Raw genomic sequence first — 4,665 nt, forward strand, 5'->3', positions numbered from 1 at the left:
TGCGCAGAAGGTTCAGGTGTCGGCGTTCCCGTTCCACTACGCGCAGTGGGAGACCCAGGCCGCTGACCTGGTGGCCGAGCACTGGAACAACAGCTGATAGCAAATGAGAGGGCTCTCTCCCGGTTATGCCGGGAGAGAGCCCTCTTTCGTATCCGTGCCGCGGAGCCTTTTCCTGCCTGGGGACGTAGGCGGTCCCGGTCGCCGAGTGGGTACCCGGTCAGGATCCGCAGGGGTTGCGGGCGGTCTTCTTCGCGGAGTCGATTTCGCGACCGTCGGATAGTTCGACGGTCACCCACCACGACGTCGACGGGAGACTACGTGGCAGCAGCCCGGCAGTGCTTCCCGAGAACTCGGTCGAGTTGCCGACCATGACTGAACCGACCGACCCGCCGTCTTCGTTGGGGCGCCACACCTCGCCGTACTGGCGGCTGCCCGCCGGGACGTTGTGCAGCCGGGCGGTCGCCTGCACTTCCCAGCCGTCGGCGTAACAAACCGTACTGCCCGTCGTGGTGACGTACGGCCCCGATGGTGTCCGGGCCGGTGCTGGCGTGGTCCTGCCGGGCTTCGGAGTCCTGGCCGGGGTCGTGGTGGCGGATGGTCTGGGGGGCCGTGGGGTGGTGGCGACGACCGTCGGGAGGACGGTCGGGGTGGCCACGTCGACCGGTGCGGTGGGTCCCGGGACGTCGAGGTCGAGGCCGACCCCGGGATCGGCGGAGTGCTTCTCGGCCCGCGGCGTCTTGCCGAGCCAGATACCGGTGACGGCAAGGATCAGGACCAGACCGATCGCAGCAGCCGCCAGCAGGCCACGTGGTGGGGTCCGGGCGGTAGCCGTCCTCGGCTGCCGGTCACCACCGGCTGCGCTCCCGCCGGTCCCGACCGGTGCCGAGCCGGACCCGGGATCGGCCGGAACGGCCGGTCCGGGCAGCAGGCTGCCGCAGACCGGGTTGAGACAGTACGCGGACTCGCTGTCGTTGGCCTGCCCACAAACGGGACATGACTGTGCCAACTGGCCTCCCCCGACCGGTCTGGGCGATGCGGCCCAGGCCAGCCGGAAGTCTAGAGGCGAACCAGCGGTCGATCAATGCGTCCCGGGCGGGCGGTCGACGGTCGGGACAGCCGTCCGGGTCTGGTCGGGCGCGGCTACCGCGGACGACCGGCACCCCGGAAGCCCGGCGGCCGCATGTTCTTCGGAATCGCGCCCTTGGGCATCTGCGGCCGGGCAGACAGCGCCTTCAACCGCTTGTCGAGCGCGTTGACATCCTTGCCCTTCAGGGCGGGGGTGAGGCGCATCAGGGTCATCCGCAGCTTGCGGACGGACAACTCGTTCTCGCCCTGTCCGACGACGTAGTCGTAGAGCGGGGCGTTGCCGATCACCTTGGCCAGCCGCCGCTTCTCCTGGCCGAGCAGCCCGCGGATCCGCTGCGGGTTGCCCTCGGCCAGCAGGATCACGCCGGGGCGCCCGATCACCAGGTGCACCATGTCCATCTGGGTGGTCGAGCTGATGGCCGGGGTGACCCGCCAGTCGCCGCGCATGCTCTCGAGGATGGAAGCCGCCGCCCCCGGTTGCCCCTCGGCGGCGTTCATCATCGCCGCGTTGGAACGTAGGTTCAGCACGATCAGCAGGGCCAGCAGCGCGACCAGAATGCCGACCGGCAACCAGAACCAGCCCCAGGCCATGGTCGCAACCACGGTGAGCGCTAGCGGGATCAGCACCGCAGCGGCGGCCAGCGGCGCGAACCACTTGTCGCGTTTAGCAGTAAACGAGAAGACCATCCCGATCTGCTTCAGCCGCTGGCCGAACGACACCTTCTCCTGGGGCTTTGCCATGAGACGGAGTCTAATGGCCCGCGCGGATCCTGCTGATCCGCGTCCGGCCTCCGCGCCCGGTGCACCGGAACACCGTACGGAAGACGGTGTTCCGAAGGGCCGGGTAAGGACCTTACCGTCGCGGGCCGCCGTCCGAGAGCCAGGTAAGGAGGCTGGCAGTCGCCAAGATCAGGCATCAGCCCCATGCGACCGGGGGACCTTCCAGCGAAGAGTGGTGTTCGGCAAGGAAACCACGACCTCCCCGGGAGGAAGCCATGTCCAGCACCACCGACGCGTACTTCGTACTTCAACTCCATCGGTCTCGCTTCGAGGAACTACGGGCTGAGGCGGACGTCGACCGGCTCGCCCGATCCCTGACCGGCCAGCCGGGACACGCTCGGTCGCGGCGCTGGACCGGGCTACGGCACCGTACGGCCGGTCGTACCGTCCGGTGACCATCACCTGGCCCGCGCCGTCGACTGCGGGGGCCGACCATGATCACACCTCGGTCCGGCGTGGCATCCTCGATGTCGTGACCCTTCGTGCCACCAGCACCGTCCTCGTCGGTCGTCAGACCGAACTCGCCGCCCTACGCGGGACGTTCCAGCGGGTACGCGGCGGTGAGCCGGCGGCGGTGCTGGTGGGCGGTGAGGCCGGGGTCGGCAAGAGCCGGCTGATCGACGAGTTCGGCCGACTCGTGGTCGCCGACGGCGGTCGGCTGCTGATCGGTCAGTGCCTCGAACTCGGTGAGCAGGGCCTGCCGTTCGCGCCGTTCGCCGCCGCGCTACGGGCAGTGCTCCGCCGCGACGGCGGCGAGGTCTTTGACGGCTACGAGCATGAGTTCGCCCGGCTACTGCCCGAACTGGCCCGGACGCCGGGGCGGGCCCCGCTCGGCCCAGGCGGTTCGAGTGTCCCGCCGGCCAGCCTGGATGCCCACCAGGGCTACCTGTTCGAGCTGGTCGGTGAGCTGTTTGCCCGGCTGGCCGCCGACGCACCGCTGGTGCTGGTGATCGAGGACCTGCACTGGGCCGACCGCTCCACCCGCGACCTGATCTCCTTCCTGATCCGCGCCGCCCGGACCGCGCGGGTCATGCTGGTCTGCACCTACCGCTCGGACGAACTGCACCGGGGACATCCGTTGCGCCCGTTCCTGGCCGAACTCGACCGGACCCGGGGCGTCGAGCGGGTCGACCTGGCCCGCCTGGATCGGGACGGCACCGCCGCGATCCTCGCCGACCTGCTCGGTGGTGAACCGGTGACGCGGGCGATCGACAACATCCACGACCGGGCGCAGGGCAACCCGTTCTTCATCGAGGAACTCGTCGCCGCCGGTGACCCGGCCGGCTGTGCGGACCTGCCCGGAACCCTGCGTGACCTGCTACTGGCCCGGGTCGACCGGCTACCCGAATCGGCACAGCGGGTGCTGCGGATCGCCGCCGCCGGGGGGAACCGGCTCAGTCACGACCTGCTGGCCACCGTCGCCGGGGAGCCCGAGGCGGAGTTGGAGAGCGCGCTGCGAGCGGCGGTGGCCGCGCAACTGATCGTCGCCGACCCGGACGGCGGGTACGAGTTCCGGCATGCGCTGGTGCGCGAGGCCGTACACGACGAACTGCTCCCCGGCGAGCACGGCCGGCTGCACGCCCGCTACGCGGTCGCCATCGAGAACCAGCCACAACTGGTCGCCGCCGGGCGCGCCCCGGCCGAGGTCGCCCACCACTGGTACGCCGCACACGACCATCCCCGGGCGCTGACCGCTGCCCTGGCGGCGGCCAAGGCAGCCGCTGCCCGGTATGCGTACGCGGAGCAGAGCCGGCTGCTGGAACGGGTGCTGGAACTGTGGGAACAGGTTCCGGACGCCGCCGAGCGACTCGGCATGGACCACCTGGCCCTGCTGGAGGAGACGCTGTCGGCGGCGTGGACCGCCGGTGACCACAGTCGGGCGGTGACCCTGACCCGGGCGGCGCTGGCGGAGGTCGACCGGACGGCGGAGCCGCTGCGGGCGGCGCGACTGCTGGAGCGACGTGGCCAACTGCTACGCCTGCTCGACAAGGGCGACGGGGCCGACGAGACGCGGGCCGCGTACCGCCTGATCGCGGAGCTGGACGACGATCCGGAGCGGGTACGGCTACTGGCCGACATCGCCATCCAGCTCGCCAGGATCGATTCGGCGGAAGCGTCCCCGGTCGCCGAGCAGGTGATGGTGTCGGCGCGGGCGCTCGACGATCCCGCCTCGTTGCTCTCCGCCGAGTTGGCCAGTCTGCGGATCGACTGCTGGAAGCTGCCGGACGAGGTCCGGTTGGCCGCGCTCGCCCGGGCCGAGGAGTTGGCCCGGGTAACCGGGGACCAGTCGAGCCTGGTGACCGTACTGGTCAGCAGCTCGGATACGCTCTTCGAGCTGGGCCGGTACGCCGAGTCGGTGAAGGCCGCCGAGCGGGGAGTGGACTGTGCCCGGCAGTTCGGTATCAGCCGGTCCACCGGGGCGTTCCTCTTCTCGAACCAGGCCGAGGCGCTGCTGGCACTGGGTCGTTGGGACGAGGCGGAGGCGATGTGCGCCCAGGCCGCCCGACTCGACCCGCCGGGTGCACTGGGCCTGCACTGGTTGCAGCTGCGGGCCCGGCTGTGGCTGGCCCGGGGGAATCCGGGTGCCGACGATCTCATCGCCCGGGCGCTCGCCTTCCTCGGTCGCCGCCATTTCGGCCCGGCCGGCCGACTGCCGCTGTACGAGCTGCAGATCGATGCGGCGTACGCCAGCGGCGACCTGCCGGCCGGGCTGGTCGCCGCGCGCGAGGCGCTCTGTGCGGTCGCCGCCAGCGACTATCCCCGCTACCGGTGGCCGGCGCTGGCCGCAGCGACCCGGGT

General features: G+C 71.0%; 4 protein-coding genes. 2 read left to right on the forward strand and 2 right to left on the reverse strand.

The window, feature by feature from the left end:
• Positions 1-217: 217 nt before the first annotated feature.
• Both ACFQ4H_RS34495 and ACFQ4H_RS34500 read right to left on the reverse strand, forming a co-directional pair.
• A complete protein-coding gene (locus ACFQ4H_RS34495) occupies positions 218-1,006 on the reverse strand; it encodes a hypothetical protein (RefSeq protein ID WP_377579432.1) in 789 nt (262 codons plus the stop codon).
• 134 nt (positions 1,007-1,140) lie between these two features.
• The gene (locus ACFQ4H_RS34500) at positions 1,141-1,827 is read right to left on the reverse strand and encodes a DUF4191 domain-containing protein (RefSeq protein ID WP_377579434.1); all 687 of its coding nucleotides are present in this window, start codon (positions 1,825-1,827) and stop codon (positions 1,141-1,143) included.
• A gap of 254 nt (positions 1,828-2,081) precedes the next feature.
• Here ACFQ4H_RS34500 and ACFQ4H_RS34505 point away from each other — a divergent pair, with 254 nt between their 5' ends.
• A complete protein-coding gene (locus ACFQ4H_RS34505; protein WP_377579436.1) occupies positions 2,082-2,261 on the forward strand; it encodes a hypothetical protein in 180 nt (59 codons plus the stop codon).
• A 77-nt stretch (positions 2,262-2,338) separates the two neighbouring features.
• The coding region (locus tag ACFQ4H_RS34510) for an ATP-binding protein (protein ID WP_377579438.1) at positions 2,339-4,665 on the forward strand (2,327 nt) is incomplete at its 3' end.

This window comes from Micromonospora sonneratiae, assembly GCF_042679305.1.
Classification (GTDB): Bacteria; Actinomycetota; Actinomycetes; order Mycobacteriales; family Micromonosporaceae; genus Micromonospora_H; species Micromonospora_H sonneratiae.